The sequence below is a fragment of the Polaribacter porphyrae genome (assembly GCF_002954685.1).
GTDB lineage: Bacteria > Bacteroidota > Bacteroidia > Flavobacteriales > Flavobacteriaceae > Polaribacter > Polaribacter porphyrae.
On record NZ_MSCN01000001.1, the window covers coordinates 2,480,641 to 2,501,334 of the forward strand.

At 29.9% G+C, this 20,694-nt stretch carries 15 protein-coding genes; 12 read left to right on the top strand and 3 right to left on the bottom strand.

Annotated features, from left to right (window positions below):
* Positions 1-291: 291 nt before the first annotated feature.
* The 4 genes from BTO18_RS11130 to BTO18_RS11145 all read left to right on the top strand — a co-directional run bounded on the left by BTO18_RS11130 (position 292) and on the right by BTO18_RS11145 (position 5,906).
* Positions 292-504 (top strand): response regulator transcription factor, encoded by a 213-nt coding sequence (locus BTO18_RS11130; protein WP_105016290.1) that lies wholly within the window; start codon positions 292-294, stop codon positions 502-504.
* 5 nt (positions 505-509) lie between these two features.
* Entirely contained in the window at positions 510-4,502 is a 3,993-nt protein-coding gene (locus BTO18_RS11135) for a T9SS type A sorting domain-containing protein (RefSeq protein ID WP_105016291.1), read from the top strand.
* The gene (locus tag BTO18_RS11140) at positions 4,495-4,692 is read left to right on the top strand and encodes a hypothetical protein (RefSeq protein ID WP_146106918.1); all 198 of its coding nucleotides are present in this window, start codon (positions 4,495-4,497) and stop codon (positions 4,690-4,692) included. Before BTO18_RS11135 ends, BTO18_RS11140 begins: the two co-directional genes overlap by 8 nt.
* A 242-nt stretch (positions 4,693-4,934) precedes the next feature.
* Positions 4,935-5,906 carry a type I phosphomannose isomerase catalytic subunit gene (locus BTO18_RS11145; protein ID WP_105016293.1) on the top strand — a complete coding sequence of 324 codons (972 nt, stop codon included), beginning with the start codon at positions 4,935-4,937 and terminating at the stop codon, positions 5,904-5,906.
* A gap of 56 nt (positions 5,907-5,962) precedes the next feature.
* Here the strand turns inward: BTO18_RS11145 and BTO18_RS11150 are convergent, their stop codons facing one another.
* From BTO18_RS11150 to BTO18_RS11160, 3 genes are read right to left on the bottom strand one after another with little or no spacing between them, the layout of a single operon-like run.
* Positions 5,963-7,399 carry an SLC13 family permease gene (locus BTO18_RS11150; RefSeq protein WP_105016294.1) on the bottom strand — a complete coding sequence of 479 codons (1,437 nt, stop codon included), beginning with the start codon at positions 7,397-7,399 and terminating at the stop codon, positions 5,963-5,965.
* A 16-nt stretch (positions 7,400-7,415) separates the two neighbouring features.
* On the bottom strand, positions 7,416-8,369 hold the full coding sequence (locus tag BTO18_RS11155; RefSeq protein WP_105016295.1) for a hypothetical protein: 954 nt from the start codon (positions 8,367-8,369) through the stop codon (positions 7,416-7,418).
* Positions 8,356-9,411 carry a serine hydrolase domain-containing protein gene (locus BTO18_RS11160; protein ID WP_226789087.1) on the bottom strand — a complete coding sequence of 352 codons (1,056 nt, stop codon included), beginning with the start codon at positions 9,409-9,411 and terminating at the stop codon, positions 8,356-8,358. Before BTO18_RS11160 ends, BTO18_RS11155 begins: the two co-directional genes overlap by 14 nt.
* A gap of 93 nt (positions 9,412-9,504) precedes the next feature.
* Here BTO18_RS11160 and pdxR point away from each other — a divergent pair, with 93 nt between their 5' ends.
* From pdxR to BTO18_RS11200, 8 genes are all read left to right on the top strand, one after another.
* Positions 9,505-11,016 (top strand): MocR-like pyridoxine biosynthesis transcription factor PdxR, encoded by a 1,512-nt coding sequence (gene pdxR / locus BTO18_RS11165; protein WP_105016297.1) that lies wholly within the window; start codon positions 9,505-9,507, stop codon positions 11,014-11,016.
* 133 nt (positions 11,017-11,149) lie between these two features.
* On the top strand, positions 11,150-12,913 hold the full coding sequence (locus BTO18_RS11170) for a T9SS type A sorting domain-containing protein (RefSeq protein ID WP_105016298.1): 1,764 nt from the start codon (positions 11,150-11,152) through the stop codon (positions 12,911-12,913).
* A gap of 92 nt (positions 12,914-13,005) precedes the next feature.
* Positions 13,006-14,010: a lamin tail domain-containing protein gene (locus BTO18_RS11175; protein WP_105016299.1), complete on the top strand. Its 1,005-nt coding sequence runs from the start codon at positions 13,006-13,008 to the stop codon at positions 14,008-14,010.
* A 16-nt stretch (positions 14,011-14,026) separates the two neighbouring features.
* Complete coding sequence (gene dcuC, locus BTO18_RS11180; RefSeq protein ID WP_105016300.1) at positions 14,027-15,409, top strand: C4-dicarboxylate transporter DcuC; 1,383 nt, start codon at positions 14,027-14,029, stop codon at positions 15,407-15,409.
* On the top strand, positions 15,410-16,558 hold the full coding sequence (gene iadA / locus BTO18_RS11185) for a beta-aspartyl-peptidase (RefSeq protein ID WP_105016301.1): 1,149 nt from the start codon (positions 15,410-15,412) through the stop codon (positions 16,556-16,558). It abuts the gene before it with no gap.
* A 16-nt stretch (positions 16,559-16,574) separates the two neighbouring features.
* Positions 16,575-17,876 (top strand): porin, encoded by a 1,302-nt coding sequence (locus tag BTO18_RS11190; protein WP_105017561.1) that lies wholly within the window; start codon positions 16,575-16,577, stop codon positions 17,874-17,876.
* Positions 17,877-17,878: 2 nt separating this feature from the next.
* On the top strand, positions 17,879-19,408 hold the full coding sequence (locus tag BTO18_RS11195; protein ID WP_105016302.1) for a M14 family metallopeptidase: 1,530 nt from the start codon (positions 17,879-17,881) through the stop codon (positions 19,406-19,408).
* A gap of 20 nt (positions 19,409-19,428) precedes the next feature.
* Complete coding sequence (locus BTO18_RS11200; RefSeq protein ID WP_105016303.1) at positions 19,429-20,685, top strand: putative porin; 1,257 nt, start codon at positions 19,429-19,431, stop codon at positions 20,683-20,685.
* The last annotated feature ends 9 nt before the right edge of the window (positions 20,686-20,694 follow it).

A 20,694-nucleotide genomic window follows, 5' to 3' on the forward strand; every position in this document is an offset into this window, starting at 1 on the left:
ATCTATTTTAAGTCTATTAAGTCCATCCTGCAAGGTTTCAAAAACCTTGTAGGTATATTCAAAAGACAATCAATACCTACAAGGCCCAAAAAAACACCTTGCAGGATATTTAGTATCGTATTTAAAATGGATAGGATTGATCTGCAATCTAAAAAGTATGCTTCGTTAAAAACAAAAAACAGAAACAATCTCCACAGATTAAATTCGTGAATTCGTGGCTGAAATCAATAAATTTAAAATATACGTAATTATACGTACGTAACTTTTTTTACTTACATCGAACTTTGGTGTATGGAAAATCCTACAACACAATCTTTAATTACATCTACAGAAAAAGAGATTTTAAAATCGATTCAATCTGGTTTAACCTCTAATCAAATAGCCGCTTTAAGAGGTTGTTCTGCAAAAACTGTAGAAAAACACAGAAGCAACATCATTAAAAAATTGCATTTAAAACCTACCAACAACGCATTGTTGTTATGGTGTATAGAAACTAAAATATAATAGAGATGAAAAAAACGCTACTCTTATTTGTTATAACCTTAATACATACCATAAATGCCAATGTATTAGTACACAACCCTACTAATATTAAAAATAGTACCAACGCTTCTACTAATTATTTTGCCTGTGGAGATTTTACGGCTGACATTGTATATGTAAATGCAGCAGCAACAGGTACTAATACAGGTACTTCTTGGGCAAATGCATTTACAGATTTACAAGCAGCTTTAACAACAGTAAAAGATTGTGCTACATTAACCACAATTTATGTTGCAGAAGGCACCTATTACCCAACTTCTGGTACAGACAGAACTATTTATTTTGATATTACATTTAATGTAAATATTTATGGAGGTTTCTCCCCAACAAATGGTGCTATAGATTTAGCATCTAGAAACGCAACAACTTACAAAACCAGTTTGAGTGGTAATATTGGGAATACTTCAATAGCAACAGACAACTCATTATCTATTTTACAAATGAGCCCAAGTGTAAGTGTTAGTATCGATGTAATTTTAGATGGTTTAACCATTACCGAAGGTTATGATGATAATTTTGGGTCGTATCCTGGAATTTATATTGGAAGACGTGTAACATCATTAATAAACAATTGCGAAATAACGAACCATTTTTCAAAACTAGGAGGTTTTGTAGGAGCTGCTTTATGTATACATGAAGCACCTATTGGTGAAGTGATTACTATAAAAAACTCTACATTTAAAAACAATACCAATGGAGGAAATGGGGGTGCAATAAGTATTAGAACTGAAAAAACTGTAAAAATAATCAATACTGTTTTTGATGGAAATACTGCAAGCAGAGGAGCAGGTATATATTTAAGCGGCTCAACAATGGCAGGTATAGCATTGGATATTACAAATAGTGTTTTTGTAAATAACAACAATACTTCTTCTAGTTCAGAAGGTACAATTGACCAAAGTCATTCAGCTTTAAATTTAAACATAAAAAATTCTATTTTTTGGAACAATACTCATAATGGTAGCACAACAGCTTTACAAGCCTCTATAACAAGACCTAATAATGTTGGAACTAAACACACCATAATAAGCAATAGTATTGTTGCGAATTATGGTGGAAGTGGTTCTAGTCACTGGACAACTAATAATTTTCTAGTAGATGGAGGTAATAATTTAGATACAAACCCTTTATTTACAGATTTAGCCAATGGTGATTTTACCTTACAAAGTACATCTCCTGCTATAGATACAGGAGACAATACTGCTGTTACAGAAACCACAGATTTGGCTGGCAATACAAGAATTACAGATGGTGATGGAGATTTAACAAGTACAGTAGATATGGGTGCTTATGAAACCCCAAGAAACCCTTGTTTAGATTTCCCAAATAAAGTATATGTAAATGCGTTAGCTACAGGTTTAAATAATGGTACTTCTTGGGCAAATGCATACACCAATTTACAAGATGCATTAAACAATCCGTTAACTTGTTTTAATAACGAAATTTGGGTAGCCAAAGGCACTTATAAACCACATAATTCAGACCAGAGTGTTTATTTTTCACCACCAAAAAACGTATCCATTTATGGTGGTTTTAATGGTACAGAAACGTTGGTTTCAGAACGCAACTGGTATGAAAATCCAACTATTTTAAGTGGCGATTTAAACAACTCAAACTCTGCTAATGCAGGTGATAGTCATACCATTTTTTATATAGAAAAAGACAATGTAGTTCTAGATGGTTTTATTTTTGAAAACAGTTATGCAGATGGTGGTTTACTAGCAGAAAGCGATTATGGAGCAGGTATGTATAGTACTGCAACAGCTATAACTGTTAAGAACTGTATTTTTAGAAATAATATTGCTCAAGGTTTGGGAAGCTTTAAAGGTAATGGAGGTGCATTTTTCAAAACTGGTACAGGTAGCTTAAGTATTTTCAACAGTGTATTTCACAATAATTCTGCAACATTAAGAGGTGGTGCAGGTTATTCTAATTTAGGAACGTTAACTGTTATTAATTGTACGTTTGCTAAAAATTCAGGAAATAATATTGGAGCAATTGGTGCTTTTGGTGCTACTGTTACTGTTGCCAATTCTATTTTTTATAATAATGTAGGTACAACTCAAGACCTTATAAAATTTGGTTCTGGTGGTTCTATAACAGTAAGTAATAATTCGTTTAGTATAGGCATTACTTCTGGTATCACAAATGCTGGTGGTAATTTTACATTTATGAATCCATCTTTTGTAGATGAAATTACTAATGATTATCGACTAAAAATAAGCTCTTCTGTTTTAAATGCTGGTGATGATTCTAAAAATATGGAAACAAAAGATTTATTAGGTAATCCAAGAAAAACAGGAACTATAGATATGGGTGCTTATGAATATGATGCAACAATTACAGAATGGTTAGGAAATACTGACAGCAATTGGAATGATATCAATAATTGGTCAGATGGAATTCCTACAGCAACAAAAAGCATTTTGTTTAGAGGTGGAATACCAAATGAACCCAATGTTACTGTTGCAAACGCAGTTGCCAAAGATGTATTTTTAGATACTGGAGTAATTCTAACTGTTGATGCTAACAAATCGTTAACCATCAACAGAGATTTTACAAATAATGGCACTTTTACCATTCTTTCTAATGCAACAAGTAGTGGCTCATTTATTTTGGGTGGCAGTTATTCAGGAACATCTAACATTAGTTATCAACGATATTTAACTACAAATTGGCATTTAGTTTCATCACCTGTAAATGGGCAAAATATCAATACTTTTAAAGATGATGTAGCTAGAAGTGGAAACAAATACGCAATTGCGCCTTACAACAATGCTTTGGCTACCAACAAATATGAATATTATACAGATAATACTGGTACAAATAATATTGATGTAGCTGGTTCTTTTACCAAAGGAAAAGGATATTCTATAAAAAAATCAACTGCTGGTACACTTACTTTTTCTGGCACTTTGCACACAGATAATGTTCCTTTTTCAATAACAGATAATAGTGCAGGAGTTGGTAGCAAATGGAATTTAATTGGAAATCCCTATACCTCTTTTTTAAGCCTAAATACGGATGCTGACGCAACTAATAATTTCTTAACGCTTAACGCAGCAAAATTAAACCCTACAAGAATAGCTGTATATCTATGGAATGCTTTAGAAGGCAAATATGATGTTTTGAACCACGCAACAGGAAGTGCAAAATACATAGCTCCAGGACAAGCATTCTTTGTAGAAGCTGCAAATAGTGGAGCAACACTTACTATTGACAAAATATTGCAAAAACACCAAACAGGAAATTTATTTTCTAAAAACACAAATACTTCACCAACCATAAAACTGTCTATTTCTAATGATGAAAAAACAATAGCCACAGAAATAAAATATATTGAAAATACAACTGCTGGTTTAGACCTTGGTTATGATGCAGGTACTTTTTCTGAAAATACAAATAGTTTAGCTATTTATACACATTTGGTTGCAGAAAGTAATGGAACAGATTTTGCATTGCAATGTTTGCCAAATTCAGATTTAGAAAGTATGATAATTCCTGTTGGAATTACAGTGGATGCCAATACAGAAATTACAATTTCAGCAGCATCTTTAAACTTACCAAAAACCATTTCTGTGTATTTAGAGGACAAACAAACCCATACTTTTATCAATTTAAATGATACAAGTTATACAGTTACCATTACTGAAAACACAAACGGAATTGGACGTTTCTTTTTACATACAGCCTCTTCTGCTCTTTCTACACACAATAATTACGCATCAGAAAACATTAGTATCTATACAACAGATAAAAACAATTTAAGAGTTGTTGGTATTCAAAATGGAAACGCAAAACTCACCTTGTTTAATCTTCTTGGAAAAGAAATTCTAAAAACAAATTTTACAGCTAAAGGAGTAAATGACATACAATTACCCAATCTAAAAACAGGTGTTTATATCGTAGTTTTAAATACTGAAAAAGGGAAGAAAACCAAAAAAATAATCATTGAGTAATTTAACTAAAATGCCTAAACCAATGCACAAACAGAATAAAATAGAACAGGAAATCTCTCGAAAAGAAGCAATAAAAAAAATAGGTAACTATGGTAAATATGCTGTATTAAAAGGTTTAGGAACTTATCTAATATTAAATCCACAGAAAGCACAATCTCAAAGTCCTGAAGCTCCTGGAAGTGGATTATAAAGTTTAAAAAAATAAAGGAATTACAAAATTATAATATAAAGTCAATAAACTAAATACTATTAATATATTTACTTTTTCTGAAACAGGAGTTATTGATGAAAAATGAATCATGCACCAAGTAATAATACTATTTTTTAGTGGTTTGCATATATGTCATTCAGTTTTAAAGAAAACTCTCCATATTGTTGTGATAACAAATGTAAATATTATATTTATCGTTCTTTAATCTGAACCATTTTTAAATGAAACTTTATCCTTTAAAATTTAAACCAATTTTTAAATATAGAATTTGGGGTGGAGAAAAGTTAAAAACGGAATTAAATAAGAATTACGATGAAAAAAACGTTGGTGAATCTTGGGAAATCTCAAATGTTTCTGGTGATGAAACTTTGGTATTTGATGGTGTGCTAAAGGGGAATAGTCTAAAAGACTTAATAGATCAATTTAAAGGTGACTTTGTTGGAACTGCTGTATATAAAAAATTTGGCAACGAATTCCCTTTATTGATTAAGTTTATTGATGCAAAAACTCCATTATCAATTCAAGTACATCCAAATAATAAAGTGGCAAAAGAACGCCATAATTCCTTTGGAAAAAACGAAATGTGGTATGTAATGCAAGCTGATAAAGATGCTGAATTAATTGTTGGTTTTGAAGAAAAAATGACAAAAGAAGATTATAAAAACCATTTAGAAAACAATACTATTTTGAATGTAATGCATCATGAAAATGTAAATGAAGGGGATGCATTTTATATCCCAACTGGACGAGTTCATGCTATTGGTGCTGGTGTTATGTTAGCAGAAATTCAACAAACTTCTAACATTACATATCGAATTTATGACTATAATAGAATTGATGTAAAAACTGGTAAAAAAAGAGATTTACATAATGACTTGGCTATAGATGTAATTGATTTTAATTTGTATAAAAATTATAAAATCAATTATAATTTAGACAAAAATATTTCTAATAAATTAGTCCATACCCCCTATTTTAGAACCAATATTTTAGACATTAATTCAACTATTAAAAAAGATTATTCCGAAATCGATTCTTTTATAATCTATATATGTGTTAGAGGTTCTATGGATTTGATTTCTGAAGGAATTAAATATTCCGTTAAACTAGGGGAAACTCTTTTATTACCTGCATCAATTAAAAAAGTTCAATTAAAATCTAAAAGTGCTAAAATTTTAGAAGTTTATTTTTAGTTTTATAATCTTGAAAAACTGTAAAATTTTTATTCAGATTTTTTATTAATCTATATTTAAAATAAATCCCAAATTACAGGAAGCAGAAAGTACACCACTAATGTTAAAAGTATAATTGATGCAATATTTAGCCAAACTCCTTTCTTAACCATGTCTTCGATTTTTAATAAACCCGAACCAAAAACCACAGCATTTGGAGGAGTAGCTACAGGCAACATAAATGCGCAAGATGCAGCAACTGTAGCACCAACTAAAAGAAAATATGGATGTACTCCAATTGCAGCTGCTAACGAAACTAAAACTGGAAGTAACATTGCAGTTGTTGCCAAATTAGAGGTGATTTCTGTCAAAAAGTTTACAGAAGCAATTAATATTAACAATAAAACAAGTAAAGGAACAGTTTCTAAAGCCGTCATTTGAGAGCCAATCCAAACTGCTAATCCGCTTTTTTCAAAGCCAGAAGCCAAAGCCATTCCACCACCAAAAAGTAATAAAATTCCCCAAGGTAAATTGATGGTGTCTTTCCATTCTAAAATAGGTTTTCCTTTTTGTTTACTTGGTAATAAGAATAATATTATTGCAGAAATTATCGCTATAATTGTATCATCTATAGCAGGAATAAATTGTTTAATAAAAAAAGATCGAGTTATCCAAGCTAGAGCTGTTAATATAAAAACAGCTAAAATTATTTTTTCTTCAAAAGTGAATTTACCTAGTTCTTTTAATCTTTTTTCAATTTCAGCTTTTCCTCCAGGAAATGTTTTTTGTTTGAAAGTAAACGCAATTTTGGTTAAATATAACCAGCATAAAAATAGAAATACAATACTGATAGGAAATCCAAAAGAAAACCATTGTGCAAAAGTAATTTCTGTACCATAAGTTTCTTGTACAACACCTGCCAAAACTAAATTTGGAGGTGTACCAATTAAAGTAGCCATTCCTCCTATTGAAGCACTATATGCAATTGCTAACATTAATGCTTTTCCAAATATTTTATTTTCATCTTCAATAGTATCAGGATTATCTTTAAGTTGTGCAACAATTGCCATTCCTACAGGTAAAATCATTACTGCAGTAGCTGTGTTAGAAATCCACATAGATAAAAAAGCTGTAGCAATCATAAAACCTAATATAATTTGCGTAACATTTGTACCAACAACTTTTATGATAGTTAGTGCAATACGTTTATGTAAACTCCATTTTTCTATGGCTATAGATAGTATAAAACCACCTACAAAAAGAAAAATATATTTGTGTCCAAATGAAGCTGTAGTTTCACTCAAAGTTAAACCACCTGTTAAAGGAAATAATACAATTGGCAACAATGCTGTAACTGCAATAGAGGTTGCTTCTGTAATCCACCAAACTGCTACCCAAATAGCAGATGCTAAAACAGCTTTTGCTTGTGCAGATAATCCTTCAGGGTTAAAAAAGGATAAAATAATCACAAACAATAATGGTCCTAAAACTAAACCTATTCTTTTTTTAATCATCTGTTTATCGTTTATTTTATTTGAATATTAAATCTGATGCCATTGTTAAAGCAGTTTTATAATCGTGATTTAAGCCAAGATTAGTACGTACTTTCCAGTTAAAACTGATATTATTTAAATCGGCTAATTCTTTGGCTTTATCATAAAAATGATATGCTCTTTCAAATCTATTAATGCCTTGCACATCTGCAAATTGATTTCTACGTAAACCTGAAGCATTTGGGTCATTATCATACTCTCCAACTTGTATAAAAATCTTTTTCGAAAATAAATCATTAATATTTATATTTTCTAAAGGGCTTTTTTGATATCCGTAAGGAAAATCAATTGTAAAATTAGGAACTGTGTACCAGCCAGCAGAAGACAAAACTATTTTATCATAAGAAGCGCTTGGAATAAACATAAATAAACGATGTGCAAATTGAGCACCTGCAGAATGACCAATAATCTGATATTTTTCTGAAGTATTTTCAATTTCCTGTTTCACAAAGTCAAAAATAGATTCTACTATAGAAAAAGTCCATTCATTTTTAGGGTTTAAAGTATTTGCTGTTGGATTGTCTCCGTCAATAAATACATTTCCTAAATTATAACCATCTCCTCCAGGAAAATTTTCAATAGAAAATTCAGGAACAATTGCTATAAATTGATGCTCATTAGCTTTTTTTATAATAGCATCTCTGTAATCTTTTGCGTTTCTTCCACCTCCATGAAAAACAAATAAAACTTTGGTATTAGAATTAACATTTGTTGGAATATGATAGAAAGTTTTGATGATTTTATCTTTTAGTAATACTTGATTTGTATATTCAAAAAAGCCACTTCCAGTTGTGTTTTTGTTTAAAACTGATGCATCAATATTAATTTCTGATAAACTGTCAGAACAAGAAATAAAAGATACACATATGATATAAAAAAGAATTTTAAAAAATTTCGAAGAAACTCTATACATTATTTTAAATTTTGGCATCAAAAACAAGTTGAATAGTTTTATCTAAATCTTCTTTATTGTATGCATATTTTCTTTCTGTATTAACTCTGTGAACTATTACCATTTTAGAATGGGGATATATACCAAGTAATTGAATACTTTTACCTGTATGGAAATATGAATTCATTTTTTTTAAATCTTCTGTTAAATTTAATCTCCACAACATTCCATAGCCAATTCTCTTTTTTTTATTATAAACAGAATATGGTTTTGTACTAACATCTATCCATTCTTTTGGCACAATTTGTTTATTATTCCAAACACCATTATTTAAATATAACTGCCCAAATAAAGCCAAATCTCTGCTAGACATTCTAAAATGATATGCTGGATATGCCGATTTACTTTTTTGATATTTATAATATCCATCTACATTAGAAATATCTGTTTTTTCTTTAGAATCACCATCAATATTTATAGAAATTTCTTTGTAATCTTTCATTTTTAAAGGTATTGCTATATTCTCTAGAAATAAATTATAAAGACCTTTTTCTGTTTGATTTTCTAAAATTGCTCCCAAAGTATTAAAATCCCAATTATTATAAAAATAATAAGTCCCAGGTTGTTTAGAGTTGCGTTTTGGAAGATATTTTTTCATATTTTTTGTCATTGCTGATGCCAAATGATAAACTCCAGATTTTGACTTTAGTAAATCAGCTACTCTTGCTTTAGACTCTATATCTGTAAGTTTAGGAGCTATATCTTGAATACCTAATTCTTTCATTGTCATAGAAGTGTCAATTTTTTTTTGCTGAACTGCAATTCCAATTAATGAATGAATTAAGGGTTTTCTTATTGAATGAATAATATGTTTTTCTGATGTATTTCCCCAGCTAAAAATAGTTTCACCTTCTACTACAACTATCATAGAAGTCGCACCAGTTGATTCTAAAAATGCTTTTAAAACTTCTAATTTTTTTGGAGAATATCCTTTTTTATTTGCTGTATTACAGCTGAATAAGATAAACACCGTACAAAATACTATGGTATATTTCACTAATTTATTCTTATTGATTGTCATTCTAAAAATCATTTTTAATAATGATGAATAATTAGTTTAGTATCAAATTAACTTGAATTTTTAATATATTCGTAACACCAGTTTTTATAAATTATGAATACCAATTATAAGTTTGCAATTAGTAGAATTAAAGAAGAATATGAAAATCAAGAAAAAATAAAACCTTTTAATATCTACATCGTTTTATATAGAAGTATAAAAAAATGTATCATAAATAAAGATTTACCTCATAATTGGGTACTACCTTCAACAAGATATTTAGCTGAAGAGTTGGGATTTTCTAGAACTACAATTAATAAAACTTACGAATTATTACAATTAGAAAAACTAATTTTAGCAAAAGTAGGATCAGGAAATAGAGTGAATTACGATAATTCTATCAATAGTATAGAAAACAACGATTTTAATAAGAAAAATAAAAAGCTTAAATATCCTAAAATTACAAAAAAAGGGAAGTTATTTTTAACAAATATGTCCTTAATAAATAGGCCTAATGATAGCCATTTAACGTTTAAACCAGGTTTACCACCTATGGATATTTTTCCAGTAAATCAGTGGAAAAATTTATTAAACACGTATTGGAGACATATAAAATCATCAGGATTATCTTATCATCAATCTACGGGTTTAGAAGAGCTAAAAAAAAGCCTCAGAAATTATTTGAATGTAAGTAGAAATATAAAATGTAATCATAATCAAATAGTTGTTGTTTCTGGTAATTTACAATCTTTATACCTAATAACTTCTGCATTGATAGAAAAAGGAGATGCTGCTATTTTAGAGAATCCTACCTTTCCTAATGTACATTCAGTTTTTAAAAGTCAAGGAGCAAATATTCTTGGAGTTGGTCTTGATGATGAAGGAGTTGATATAAAAAAAATAAAATCGTTAAATAATTTAAAACCAAAATTAATACACACCACACCATCAAACCACTATCCTACAGGTGTTAAAATGAGCTTAAAAAGAAGAAAAGAATTATTAAAGTGGGCATCAAAAAATAAGGGCTTAATTATTGAAAATGATTATGAAAATGAAGTTGCAAATTATACAGAAAGTTTACCAAGCATTTTTAGTTTAGATAAAGAAGATAGAACTATTTATTTAAGTACTTTTAATAGGTTGTTACACCCTTCATTAAGATTAGGGTTTATGATTGTCCCAAATTTTTTAAGACCAACTATTGAAGCCTTGCAAGAACACTCTCATCGATTTGTAACACCTTCTATTCAGGTAGTTATGAATCAATTTATAGAAAGAAATTATTTATTTCAGCATATTAAAAACATCACAAAAACAGCTAAATTAAGACACGAAACGTTTGTTAAAGAGTTTGAAAATAACAACAAAACAATGTTCATAGAACATAAAGTATTTTCTAACTTTCATGTAATAGCAAAATTTAAAAAGCCTGTAAGCGAAAAAAAAGAATTAGCAATTGTAAAAAAGTTATCTCAACATAAAATAGTGGTATTCTCTTTAAGTAAATGCTTTTTGAGTAAGGAAAAAGAACAAGGGTTAATTTTTGGGTATGCAGCTGTAAGATTAAATGTTATTAAACAAAAAGTAATACAAATGAAAGAAATTTTAAACAAAGAATTCTGAAATTTTATAAACTAATTAATAACACTTGCATATTGGTATTTATAATTTTATTGAATTGGTATTAAATATAAGTTTAAATCTACTATAACTTTACTACACTAACAATTTTTATTAAAACATAAAACCGATAAATATGAAAAAAAACTACTTTTTCCTTTCTTTTCTTTTTTGTTCATTTTTAAGCTTTTCGCAAAATGTAACAATTACAAAAATTATTGAAGCTGGGTGTGCAGATCCATTTGTAAAAACTGTTGAACTGTATGTTGATGGAACTGTTGATTTTTCAACAGAAGTAACTGTAAATTATATGAGTAATGGTGGTGCTTGGGATGGAACCAAAATAGATGTTACAGGTTTAGGTTCTGTTACAAATTCTTTTGTTTATATAGTAAGAGATATCCCTTTAATGCAAGCAGAATTTCCAAATACAACTTTTACAGAAAATGTAAATACTGTGATAACTTCAACAGCTACAAACGGAGATGATGGCTATCAAATAGTCTTAAATGGAAATGTTGTAAGTCAATTTGGTAAAACAATGACAGATGCAGATAACGATACTGAATCTAATTGGAATCATAATGATGCAGTAGCAACAAGAAAAACAGGCATTGCAGATACAGGAGTTTGGGATCGCTCACAATGGGATATTACAGCAGAAAATGATTTAGATGATTTTACAAATTGTCAAGATTCTGCAGATCCAAAAACTAAAAATTTAGAAACATATTTTGCCACTCTAGGAAGCACATATTCTTTAGGTTCTGGTTCTGGTTGGACACCAACTGCTAATACTTGTACTACAAGTTTAGGTGATATAAATACATCTTGTACAACTGTAGCTGTAGGAGCATCAGATGATACTTATACAGCCTATATTGATTTTGCTGGTGGAAATAATGGAAAAACATTTATTGTAAGTACAACATCAGGTACTGTTGGTGGAGATAATCCAACATCAATGGCAACAGGTACAATAGAAATTTCTGGAATTGCTGAAGGAACAGATATTACTGTAACAATTAATGATACTGCAGATGGTGGAGTTTGCGATTTAAGTAAAACAGTAGAAAGTCCTGCTTGTATTCCTTTAATCATTAATGAAGTACTTTTTGACCCAGCAAGTGATGATTCTGGTACAACAGCAATAGAAGGTGATGCAAATGGAGATGGTACAAGAGATCCTTCTCAAGATGAATTTATTGAGTTTTTTAATATTTCAGATGTTGCTTTAGATATTAGTGGCTACAAAATGTTTGATGCAACTGCTTTAAACAATGATGCACCTAGACATATTTTTCCAGCATCAACAATAATTCCAGCTAAAAGTTCATTGGTTTTATTTGGTGGAGGAACACCAACAGGAACTTTTGGAGGAGCTATAGTACAAACTGCATCAGAAGGAGCTATAGCAGATGATAGATCATTAAGCTTAACAAATGGAGGAGATTTAATTACGATTAAAAATACAAATGATGATATTGCACTTGTTTATGCAAGTTCATCAACAGGAATTAATCATGGGTCTAATGTATCTGTAACTAGGAGTCCAGATATTACTGGTAATTTTGTGTTACATACAGATGCAAACACTAGTTTAGATTTTTCTCCAGGAACAAAACTTGATGGAGCTACAACACTATCTATAGATAATTTAGATGAGAGTAATTTTAAATTATTTCCAAATCCAGTTTCAGTAGGAAATAGATTTATTACAATTCAATCTAATTCTAATGATAAATTAGAGGTAAGTGTCTTTAATCTTTTAGGGAAAAGAGTAAAAAGTGAATTCGTAAATAATCAACAATTAAATATTGAAAATCTATCTACAGGTATCTATCTAATTAAGATATCACAAGCAAATTCATCAATTACTAAAAAATTATTGGTGAAATAGTATTAGATACTATTTTATATATTTTAACTAGTGCTATATTAAAATAGTACTAGTTGGTTTATCATTATTTAGAAAATTAAATCAATAAGAAAATGAATATTTCAAAATCTTTATTTAAAAATTTTATCGCCTTATTTTTAGGGAGTTTAGTTTTAGTTTCTTGTGAAACAGAAGATATATTACCAGCTGTAGAACTCTCTGTAGATACTGTAAATTTAGGTGAGGATTCACAATCTGTTGTTTTAACTGCTACTTTAAATAGTAGTGCTGCAGAAAATATTACAATTCCAATCACTTATACTGGCACAGCCTCTACATCAGATTATTCAACTTCAGGAACAAGTATTTCAATTTCATCAGGGAATACTTCAGGTTCTCTAACTATTTCTAGCATACAAGATACAGACATAGAAGGTGAAGAAACTATCATAGCCAGTCTTGGTAATGCTTCTGGATTTTTAGCATTGGGAATAAATGAAATTACCATTTCTTTACATGATGATGATGCAGATTCTGATAATGATGGTGTTTTAGATGCAAACGATAATTGCCCTAATACACCAGGAGATATTGCAAATGATGGTTGTCCGTTTTTAGGATTTATCATCAACGAAGTCTTGTATGATCCAGCTTCTGACTTAACTGGAGATGCAAATGGAGATGGAACAAGAGATGCAAATGAAGATGAATTTATAGAGTTTTTTAATTCTGGATTAGAATTAGATATTTCTGGCTACACTATAGAAGATGCAAGTAGATTAAGACACACTTTTCCTACTGGTTCTATTATTCCTAAAAATGGAGTATTAGTTCTTTTTGGAGGAGGAGTAGCACCTACAAATTTTGGAGTTGTTACCTTTCAAACAGCCTCTGAAGGATTATTAAATATGAATAACAGTGGAGATGTAATAACCATTAAAGATACAACAGGTGCAGTTATCCTGACTTTTGATGTTGAACCTTTATCAAACAATCCAAATGAATCATACACAAGAAACCCGGATTTAACAGGTAGTTTTGAGCAACATTCAACAATTACAGCAGCTAATGGAGCCTTATTTTCACCAGGAACTAAATTAGATGGTTCATCATTTTAAAATTTAAAAATTTACTTTGAGCAGTTATTTAGGCATTTTCATTTCCTTATTTTTTGTAGTAATCGTTGCAAGGCTTTTGCTAAAAAAATACAATCCACACGCAGTTTTACTAATTGCAGGTTTGTTAATGCTTATTGTTGCTCAAATTTTAAATTACAATTTACCAGTGTTAAAAAATCCAACAGGTTTTTCTGGTTTCGATTTATTTAGATACATTAAAGAATCTTTTGCAAAAACCAATTCAGGTGTAGGTTTAATGATTATGTCTATTGGCGGTTTTGTAGCCTATATCGATAAAATAGGAGCTTCTAAAATGTTAGTTCAAGTTGCAATGAAGCCTTTAAAATTATTTAAAAAATACCCTTACTTAGCTGCATCTATGGTTATCCCTATTGGCCAAATTTTATTTACGGCTATTCCATCTGCAGCTGGTTTGGGTTTATTACTTATGGCATCTTTATTTCCAATTTTGGTCAATTTAGGTGTGAGTAGATTATCTGCAGTTTCTGTAATTACAGCAGCTACAGCTTTTGGTATTGGCCCAGCATCAGCAATAACTGCAAGTGCAACATCAATAACAGGCATAGATACTATTGTTTTCTTTTTAGATTATCAAATTCCTTTAGTTTGGACTTTAACAATATCAATGATGATTACGTATTATTTGGTAAATAAGTATTTTGATAAAAAAGACAAAACAAATGAAGATAAAACAAATACGATTGATGTTAAAACAGAAGAAATTACTCAAAATGATACACCAATTATTTATGCTATTATTCCTGTTTTACCAATCATATTATTGATTGTCTTTTCCAAAATATTTGACTTTTTTCCAACACCAATCACTTTAGATACAACAACAGCAATGTTTATCAGTTTATTCATCGCTATTATTTTTGAGCTGATTAGAACCCGAAATATAAAACAAGTAATGAGTTCTTTACAAACATTTTGGAACGGAATGGGTAATATTTTTAAAACCGTAGTTACGTTAATTATAACAGCAGATATTTTTGCAAAAGGATTGATAAGTTTAGGTTTTATAGACGGATTAATTTCACTTACAGAAAATGCTGGTTTAGGTGCAGTTGGTATTGGTATTGTAATGTCTGTAATGATTTTCTTGGCATCAATGCTTATGGGAAGTGGAAATGCATCCTTTTTTGCATTTGGTCCTTTAATTCCTAAAATCACAAAATCTTTAGGTATAGAAAGTAGCTCTATAATTTTACCAATGCAATTATCTGCATCTATGGGTAGAACAGTTTCGCCAGTTGCAGGTGTTATTATTGCAACTGCAGAAATTGCAGGAGTTACCACTTTGCAAATTGTGAAAAGAAATTTAATTCCTCTAACTGTAGCATTAATTATAATGTTAACATATCACTATATATAAATGTTTACGATACTAAAAAATACAAAATTATATAGCCCAAAGTTTTTGGGTACAAAAGATATTTTAATTGTTGGCGAAAAAATTATAGCTATTGAAGATAATCTAGACGCTTATATTAATGATAAAACAAATGTTTGGGATGCTGAAGGAAAAATAGTTACTCCAGGTTTAATCGATCAGCATATTCACGTAATTGGTGCAGGAGGCAAAAAAAGTTTTTCTTCTATGACACCAGAAGTACAACTTTCTGAACTCATAGCTTGTGGATCTACAACCATAAATAGTTTACTAGGTACAGATGGCACAGTTAGAGACATTAGAACTTTATATGGAAAAGTAAAAGCTCTGGAACAAGAAGGTATTTCAACCTCTATGTTTTGTGGTTATTATGGAGTTGATACACCAACCATTACAGATTCAATTCAAGCTGATATGATTTTTATTGATAAAGTTGTAGGCTGTAAAATTGCGATAAGTGATATCCGTTCTTCTTACCCAACAGCAATTGAGTTATTAAGAAAATTAAATCAAATAAGAAATGGTGGATTTATTGGTGGAAAAAAAGGAATTTTACATGTTCATTTAGGCGATTTAGATACCAAAATGGATTTGCTTTTTGAACTCGTTCAAAAATATCAATTTCCAATAGAACACATCTCTCCAACACACGTAGCTAGAACAAAACCTTTATTTGACCAAGCTATAGAGTTTGCAAAATTAGGAGGAATGATAGACATAACCACAGCAGCATCACAATATATAGCTCCTTATAAATCTGTTTTGTATGCTTTAGAACAAGGAGTTTCTATAGATAATCTTACATTTAGTACAGATGGTCATGCAGGTTTAACAAAGTTTGACGCAGATGGTAAAGATGTTGGTACAAAAAGTGCAATGATTCATAAAAACCTTCAAGAAACTATATTATTAGTAAAAGAAGGAAACGTATCTATAGAAGAAGCTTTTAAGTTGGTCACTACAAATCCTGCTAAAAATTTAGGTTTAAAACACAAAGGAACTATCAAAGTAAATAATGATGCTGATTTCTGTTGTTTTGATAAAGATTTAAACCTAGTTGATGTATTTGCTAAAGGAAAACAAATGATGAAAGATGGTAAAGTTATTGTAAAAGGGAATTTTGAATCTTAAGATGAAAAATATAATTATGAGGAATTTTAAAATAATTATTGCTTTAATAGTTTTTTTGTTCGTAGTTGAGTCAATAGCTCAAAACACTCAATTAAACAGTTATAGTTTTGGAGAAGGTTATAATTTTAATAACGATAATGGTAGTACTGTAAAGTTGCAAGGATACATTCAACCTGGTTTTGAAGTCAGAGGATATTCTAATGGAACTACAGATGCAGAAACCAGATTTAGAATGCGAAGATTGCGTTTGCGTTTATCTGGAAAATCTGCTAACGAACGTTTTAGTTATCGTTTACAAGTAGATTTGGCTGGTCAAAATGAAGTTGAAACAGAAAACAGCAATTATTTATTAGATGCTTTTATTACATATGCAATAACAAACAGAATAAAAGTAACTTTTGGGCAAAGAGCAACACAAACAGACAATAGAGAATTGTTTATGAATTCTAATTCATTACAACTCATAGAAAGAAGTCGATTAACCTCTGCTTTTGCAAGTATTCGAGAATTTGGATTATTTCTTGACGGACGCTTTAGAACAGGTGGAGGTTCACAATTAAAATCATATTTCGTGCTCACAAATGGAGATGGAGCTAACGTTTTTTCTGGTGATAGAGGAGGTTTAAAAGTTGGGGGAAGATTAGACTTTCTTCCTTTCGGTTTATTTACAAACTTTGGGCAATTTAGACAAGCTGATGTCGTAAGAGAAAGAACGCCAAAATTAGTAGTTGGTGTGCATTTGAGTCAAAATAATGGAATGAGCAGCAGAAGAGGAAGAGATAGTGGAGCTATTGTGTATTTAGATGCAAACAATAACGATGCTTTACCAGATTATACAAAATATGGAGTCGATTTTTTATTCAAATACAAAGGTTTTTCAGCATTAGGAGAATTCATAAAATCTACAGCTTCAGTTCCAGGAAATATAACACAGAGAGTTAGAAATGATGGTTCTACATCTTCAACATTTCTAGTAAATGGAACACAAGATATCGAAAACTATGTAAGAGGAAGAATGATGTTAGGAGAAGCCTATAACATTCAAATGGGGTATTTATTTAGAAACGGAATCTCAATTGATGGAAGATACACACACTTAATTGCAGATGAACATTCCTTTTTAAATAACGCTACTTTTTATAACAGACCAAATTATTACACAATTGGGGTTAGTAAGTATTTATCAAGAAGTTATGGTGCTAAAATACAGGCATCATACACGTATGTTGATGCAAATGATGGCATAAATGATTTAAACAGCAATCCCATTACAGGTAATGAAAGTTTGGTAAGAGTAATGTTAACACTGGCTTTTTAAGAATGATAAAATATAGCTACATATTATTTTTATTTATTTCAGCAAGTGTTTTCGGGCAGTTAAATCCGCAGACAAAAAGTATTACTAAAAAATTCTTTCCAGATTTTGAGGAAGTAAAAAATGTAACACCAGCATTAAAAAAGAAAAAGGGCTATACATCAGACAAAGAATTATATGCTTTTATAGATGATTTAAAGAAAAATCATCCTAAAAAAGTACAGATTACTTACATAGGCGAAAGTCAGAAAGGGAAAAAAATTCCTTTTGTAAGAATGACAAACCCGAATAAAAAAGAAAAAATAAAAGTGTTTTTTCAAGGAGGTTTGCACGGAAATGAAATGGCAAGTCCAGAAGGCGTTTTGTATATAATGTATCAGCTTTTAAATGATGAAAACTACAAACATTTATTAGATGATATTGATTTAGCTGTAATACCAATGGCTAATATAGATGGTTATCTTAAAAAAGATAGATATGCAGCTAATGGGTTAGATTTAAATAGAGATCAAACCAAATTAATGGCAAAAGAAAGTGTTATTTTAAAACAAGCTTTCTCTGATTTTACTCCAGAAGTTGCTGTCGATTTTCACGAATATACTGCATACAGAAAAGATTTTGCCAAATTAGGAAATTTTGGAGTTGCAAATATTTTTGATGTAATGTTTTTGTACAGTGCAAACTTAAATATTCCAGAAAATTTAAGAGAATTTACACAAAAAGTGTTTGTAAAAAATGCTTCTGATGTTTTAACAGAGAATAAATTAAGAAATCATCCTTATATATCTTCATCAAAATACAAAGGAGATATTCATTTTAAACAGGGTTCTATAAGTGCAAGATCTAGTGCAACAAATTATGCATTAACCAATGCAGTTTCTTCTTTAATAGAAATTAGAGGAGTAAATTTAGGTAGAACTAGTTTTAAGAGAAGAATACAATCGATGTTTTTAGTGGCAATTTCTTACTTAAAAACGGCAATAAAACATAAAAAGGAACTTAAATCTACCATTCAAAAGGCCATAGATACTCAAAAAGAAATTGTAGTTAATAGTAAAAGGAGAGTCTACAAAGGAAAAGTAAAAGTGCTAGATTTAGATACAGAAGAAATTATTGAGTTAGAGGTTATAAAAAGAGACGCTTGGTTATCATCAGCAACGCTAACAAGACCAACACCCAAAGCGTATTTAATTGATGCAAATCAGCAAAAAATTATAGCAAAACTAAAAGTATTGGGTGTAAAAGTAACAACATTAGATGAAGATACAGAAACAGAAGTAGAAGCTTATAAAATTATTGCTTACAAAAGAAACTCAAAAAAGTATGAACAGATGAATTTACAAAAAGTAAAAACAGAGTTGCATACTTTAAATAAGAACTTTCCAAAAGGGACCTTTAAAGTTTCTTTAGACCAAAAAAATGCAAATTTAGTTGTAGAAGTTTTAGAACCAGAAGCACCAAATAGCTTTGTAACTTTTGGTTTAATCAGAACAAAAAAAGACGCAATATTACCTATTTACAGAATTTTAAAATAAAAGAATAAATACAATCGAATATGAAACGATTTCAGAATTTTAATTACACAAAAACACTTTGTACTTTAATATGTGTTTGTATTCCATTTTTTGCAATTGCACAAGATGATGATGAATTTGAAGATGAAGAACGAAACAAAGCAATGTTTAGTCTAGGAAACGGTTTAGACTTTTCTTTTAATGATGGCGATTATCATTTTAATTTAGGCGGTTTTATTCAACCCTCTTATCAAAATATTAAAATGTCGGGTTCTGATGCAGATAACAATTTTAATTCTAAAAGAACATTTTTGCAATTTTCTGGAAATGCAAAAAAAGAAAAAGTGAGTTTTTTAATTCAGCTAGATTATAGTTTATCAGATCCTTTAATGGATGCTTGGATTGGGTATCATCCAACAGAAAATATCACCATTAGTTTTGGTCAGAAGCAAACTTTTGTCAATAATAGAGAAATGACCTACAGAGAAGATCGATTACAATTTAACGATCGTAGTTTTTTAAGCCAAACTTTTAGTAGTACAGGTCGTGAATTTGGAGTTTTTATAGAGTCTAAATTTGGAGAAAAATTCGGAATAGTACCAATGTTAGCTGTCACTTCTGGAGATGGACGAAATTCTTTTGGTGCAAACTCTAGAGATACAGATTTGGGAGGTTTAAAGATTGGAGGTCGTTTAGATTTATATCCTTTAGGGTATTTTAAAGATGGAAACGATTTAACAAGTGCAGATTTAGGTAGAGAAGAAAAGCTAAAACTTGTTGTTGGTTTTGCAGGAAGTTCAAATAAAGGAGCAAGCAACGCAAATGGAGAAGGTCACAGCGATTTTTTACTGTATGATGCTAATGGTGCAAATAATTTGCCAGATTATAATCAACTGTATTCAGATATATTATTAAAATACCAAGGTTTTTCATTTTTAGCAGAATATGTAAACACAAGTGCTGGCAATTTAGATTTGGTATATACAGATGCAAATGCAACACAATTATTAGCACCAACACAAATCAGTCAATTTTTAGTTTTGGGAGATAGTTTTAATGTTCAAACAGGTTATGTAACAAAAAGTGGCTATAGTTTTGATGTTCGCTATGAAAGTATGAGTCCAGAATTTGAAAACCAAACAGCTTCAATTTTGCAAGATGCAAACGCATTTACTATTGGTTTAACCAAATATTTTAAAGGCAATAATTTAAAAGTACAAACAGCTTATTCTAATTTAAACCCATCAATTGGTAGTAGTATTTCTCAATTTGAAGTACTATTTCAGATTGCTTTTTAATTTAGTATA

What these genes read in the sequence shown, in the direction of transcription:
- iadA (WP_105016301.1), top strand. Translation starts at nt 15,410, where the DNA reads ATGTTTACGATACTAAAAAATACAAAATTATATAGCCCAAAGTTTTTG.
- BTO18_RS11195 (WP_105016302.1), top strand. Translation starts at nt 17,879, where the DNA reads ATGATAAAATATAGCTACATATTATTTTTATTTATTTCAGCAAGTGTT.
- BTO18_RS11190 (WP_105017561.1), top strand. Translation starts at nt 16,575, where the DNA reads ATGAGGAATTTTAAAATAATTATTGCTTTAATAGTTTTTTTGTTCGTA.
- BTO18_RS11175 (WP_105016299.1), top strand. Translation starts at nt 13,006, where the DNA reads ATGAATATTTCAAAATCTTTATTTAAAAATTTTATCGCCTTATTTTTA.
- BTO18_RS11200 (WP_105016303.1), top strand. Translation starts at nt 19,429, where the DNA reads ATGAAACGATTTCAGAATTTTAATTACACAAAAACACTTTGTACTTTA.
- BTO18_RS11130 (WP_105016290.1), top strand. Translation starts at nt 292, where the DNA reads ATGGAAAATCCTACAACACAATCTTTAATTACATCTACAGAAAAAGAG.
- BTO18_RS11135 (WP_105016291.1), top strand. Translation starts at nt 510, where the DNA reads ATGAAAAAAACGCTACTCTTATTTGTTATAACCTTAATACATACCATA.
- pdxR (WP_105016297.1), top strand. Translation starts at nt 9,505, where the DNA reads ATGAATACCAATTATAAGTTTGCAATTAGTAGAATTAAAGAAGAATAT.
- BTO18_RS11150 (WP_105016294.1), bottom strand. Translation starts at nt 7,399, where the DNA reads ATGATTAAAAAAAGAATAGGTTTAGTTTTAGGACCATTATTGTTTGTG.
- BTO18_RS11155 (WP_105016295.1), bottom strand. Translation starts at nt 8,369, where the DNA reads ATGCCAAAATTTAAAATAATGTATAGAGTTTCTTCGAAATTTTTTAAA.
- BTO18_RS11145 (WP_105016293.1), top strand. Translation starts at nt 4,935, where the DNA reads ATGAAACTTTATCCTTTAAAATTTAAACCAATTTTTAAATATAGAATT.
- BTO18_RS11170 (WP_105016298.1), top strand. Translation starts at nt 11,150, where the DNA reads ATGAAAAAAAACTACTTTTTCCTTTCTTTTCTTTTTTGTTCATTTTTA.
- BTO18_RS11160 (WP_226789087.1), bottom strand. Translation starts at nt 9,411, where the DNA reads ATGACAATCAATAAGAATAAATTAGTGAAATATACCATAGTATTTTGT.